Source organism: Halanaerobium sp. MA284_MarDTE_T2 (assembly GCF_003337245.1).
GTDB lineage: Bacteria > Bacillota > Halanaerobiia > Halanaerobiales > Halanaerobiaceae > QPJE01.
In genome coordinates, this window is the sequence record NZ_QPJE01000055.1 from 1 (window position 1) to 3,656 (window position 3,656).

At 35.7% G+C, this 3,656-nt stretch carries 3 protein-coding genes; 2 read left to right on the forward strand and 1 reads right to left on the reverse strand.

The window, feature by feature from the left end; genetic code table 11:
• Window positions 1-405: 405 nt before the first annotated feature.
• A complete protein-coding gene (locus DFR78_RS11760) occupies window positions 406-1,953 on the forward strand; it encodes an ABC transporter substrate-binding protein (RefSeq protein WP_114459014.1) in 1,548 nt (515 codons plus the stop codon).
• A 202-nt stretch (window positions 1,954-2,155) separates the two neighbouring features.
• Here DFR78_RS11760 and DFR78_RS12470 read toward each other — a convergent pair whose 3' ends face one another.
• Window positions 2,156-2,407, reverse strand: coding sequence for a transposase (locus tag DFR78_RS12470; protein ID WP_114459016.1), 252 nt, complete (start codon window positions 2,405-2,407; stop codon window positions 2,156-2,158).
• Between the two features lie 184 nt (window positions 2,408-2,591).
• Here DFR78_RS12470 and DFR78_RS11770 point away from each other — a divergent pair, with 184 nt between their 5' ends.
• Window positions 2,592-3,560: an ABC transporter permease gene (locus DFR78_RS11770; RefSeq protein WP_114459015.1), complete on the forward strand. Its 969-nt coding sequence runs from the start codon at window positions 2,592-2,594 to the stop codon at window positions 3,558-3,560.
• Window positions 3,561-3,656 lie beyond the last annotated feature (96 nt).

The window sequence follows — 3,656 nt, forward strand, 5'->3', positions numbered from 1 at the left end:
GTTTTAAATGCTTTTATTGTTGTGTTTAGAAGACTTATTTTAGTATTTGAAACATGTAAATTGGAAAATATTATATGCTTTTTGTGTTACAATCATTTTTTTATTTAGAATTTTTTATAATTTACATTTTTTCCTCACAACATTAATTATCGAACCATTACAAAGGTTCGGGAAATCAAGCAAACTTAAAGAAATTTTTGTCATTATAGGCAATAACAAATAATAAACTTTAAAAATTTTAGATTTATCCGGTAATATTCGGTACACAGGAAGTCACCTGAAATAATTTTTGAAGGGGACTGATTGTGATTTTATAGATAACTGTCTTTAATATTTATAAGAAAAATTTTAAGGCAGACAGTATGTGAGAAGGGAAACTAGGACAAAAATTAAAGGAGGAAGAATATGAGCAGAAAGAGTCTATTTTTATTTGTTAGTTCACTGATTTTCGTGCTTGTCCTGGGGCTATCAGGATTTGCAAGTGCCGCTACTGATACAGTAACTGTCGGTATAGCAGCCCCACCCCGGACTATGGATCCCCATGGGTCAGATGCTGATTCAAACTTGTCTATCATGAGCAATATTTTCGAGGGATTGTTACAGAGGAATTCTGAAGGTAAACTTTTACCAGCTTTGGCTACAGACTGGGAAAGAGTTAACAGCCTCACCTGGAGATTCAAACTTCGTAAAGGTGTTAAATTTCATAATGGAAATGATTTCACCTGGGAAGATGTTAAATTTACCTTTAACCGCCTGAGTAATCCAGAAGTTTCCGAATTCCTTGCTTTTGGCGGAAACATTGATTCAGTTACAATAGTTGATGGGAATTCCTGGTTAATTGACATCAAGACCAAAGAAGCAGTTCCTTATTTTGCACAAAACCTACATCAGATTTTTATAATGGATAAGGAATCCACAGAATCTCGTTCTCAGGGAGAGGTTGGAACTAAACCAATTGGAACCGGTCCTTATAAATTTACTGAATGGGTAAAGGGTTCCTACTTAAAATTGGAAGCAAATCCGGATTACTGGGGAGGACAGCTGGAAGTTAAACAGGCTGAATTTCGGCCGATAACTGAACCATCTACCAGACTGGCCGCTATTAGTAGTGGACAGATAGATATACTACAGGGGGTACCGGTGACTTTTATTGATAGTATAACCAGTAATTCTCAAATTGAATTAGTTACCAGACCTTCCCGAAGATCTATATTTTTGTCTATCAATAATGATGAAGGATCTCCTACAGCTGATGTCAGAGTCAGAAGAGCTATGTATATGGCTATAAATGAACCAGAGATTATTGAAAAAGTTATGCTTGGTCATGCTTCACCTGCTGCACAGATTCCTGATCCACCAACCGTCGGTTATTCAGATCAAATTGAACGTATTTCTTATGATCCAGAAAGGGCTAAAGAGTTACTGGCAGAAGCAGGGTATCCTGATGGTTTTGAAATAACCCTTTCAGGGCCAAATGATAGATATGTTCAGGATGAACAGATACTCCAGGCAGTTGCCAGTTATATGGAAAAGGTTGGAATCAAATGTAATGTTGATGCCAAGCCAAAATCTATTTTCTTTGAAGAAGTAGCTCATCAAGAACTGGATTTTTATCTAATTGGCTGGTTTGATGGGTCTTATGATTATGGTCGTTCCTTTTCGAAGCTGCTTCATTCTGTAGTTCCTGATAAAGGACTGGGTTCAACAAATGGTACCAGATATGGTGACCCAGTACTTGATAATCTTTATGCCCAGTCAACTAAAATAATTGATCCTGCAATCAGAGGTGAATTACTTAAAGTCTTAAACCGTCTTGCCATGAGTCCAGAAAAAGTTGCAGCAATTCCACTTCATTACCAGGAAGATACCTATGCTCTTTATAAGGATCAGGGCATTAATTTCACTCCTCGTTCTGATACCTGGATTGTCTTTAAGGAAATGTCTCTGAACTAACCTGCTGGAATCAATAGCTATCACTAATGCTTTTAATACTTTATCATAGAATATATCACGGAAAATTTTCTTTAGTTCATTTTTCTTGCTGGTCTTTATATGTTGGATTTTTTCCATTGATTAACACTCCAATATAATTGGTGAGTGTTCCTCATTAGTGTATTGTTTAATTTAGAAAGGCAATGGGAAAAATCCTTTTTTCTTATCTATCAACATTATATAAAACCAGGTTGTTTTCTGCCACATAGGTTTTAAAGACTGTAGTATCATATATAAAAAGATCAGACAGTAGAAGATCAATTTTTCTGCATAGTGGTTCATTAATATCAACAAGATGATAAAAAAGTTCTTCTAAATTATCTTCAAACTTGGTCTTAAAACGAGAAAACTGGGAGATATCAGGGACAGAATTAAAACCACAGAAATCTCTTAAATCACTGCTTAAAGCAAAAATATTAACTAAGAGTACAAGGAAGGATTGGAATCTCTAATATTTTTTGCAGGATAAAAGCAGAAAGTATTGATTCTAAGCTGTAAGTTCTATTTCTACCAAAAATTTATGTCATAAACCCTGTTATTTAGAGTCTTAAACATTATACATACGACTAAAATTAATATTAGTAAGGGGGAATTAAATCATGAGAACATATGTAGCAAGAAGATTTATCCAGGGGCTTGTTGTTTTATTAATAGTGTCCTTTATAGCATTTTTTATATTTCAATATTTAGGTGACCCGGTAATGGCCCTGGCCGGTAGATATGCATCTCAGGCCCAGCGGCAGCAGGTACGAGAGATGCTGGGGCTAAATCAGCCTTTTTATATCCAATATTTATCTTTTATTAATAATGCCTCACATGGTAAATTTGGTATGTCCTATGTTACCAGAGTTCCTGTCCTTAACCTTATACTAGAAAGATTGCCCGCCAGTTTAGAACTAGCCTTTGTAGCTGAACTAATTACAGTAATATTAGGAATTTCTTTTGGAGTATTTGTGGCAGCCAGACCTCGGTCAATTTTTAGCAATATTTTAATGACCGGATCTCTTTTCGGGGTTTCTTTACCAACTTTTCTGGTGGGGATAATACTTATCTTTATTTTTTCAATTAATTTCAATATATTACCACCTTTTGGACGGGGTGAAGTGGTTCAGATTTGGGGCAAATGGCGGAGTGGACTCTTGACTTTAAGTGGTTTAAAACACATCATTATGCCTGCCTTTACCCTGGGAATGTTTCAGATGGCTCTACTTTTTCGGTTAACCCGTGGATCAATGCTGGAGATACTGGGTAATGATTATATTCGAACCGCCAGGTCTAAGGGTGTTAGTGAAAGAATGGTTCTATTTAAACATGCCCTGAGAAATGCCTTGATTCCGGTTATAACAATGATTGGACTACAATTTGGACAACTTATTGGTTTTTCTATTGTTACAGAAAGTATTTTCCAGTGGCCAGGAGCCGGAAATCTTCTTCTTACATCAATGTACGAAAGTGACTTTCCAGTAATAGCAACCTATATAATTATGGTAGCAGTAATTATCGTAACACTAAATGTCTTTGTTGATATTTCCTATGCCCTGCTAAATCCTAAAATAAGGTATAATTGAGGTGATAGAAGTTATAGTCTGCTAGCAAACCTCGTGGGCTTGCCCCGAGAAAATAGCAGACGGTTTTGAATTTCAATTATTATGTTTAGCTAATAA

What these genes read in the sequence shown, in the direction of transcription:
- DFR78_RS11760 (WP_114459014.1), top strand. Translation starts at nt 406, where the DNA reads ATGAGCAGAAAGAGTCTATTTTTATTTGTTAGTTCACTGATTTTCGTG.
- DFR78_RS11770 (WP_114459015.1), top strand. Translation starts at nt 2,592, where the DNA reads ATGAGAACATATGTAGCAAGAAGATTTATCCAGGGGCTTGTTGTTTTA.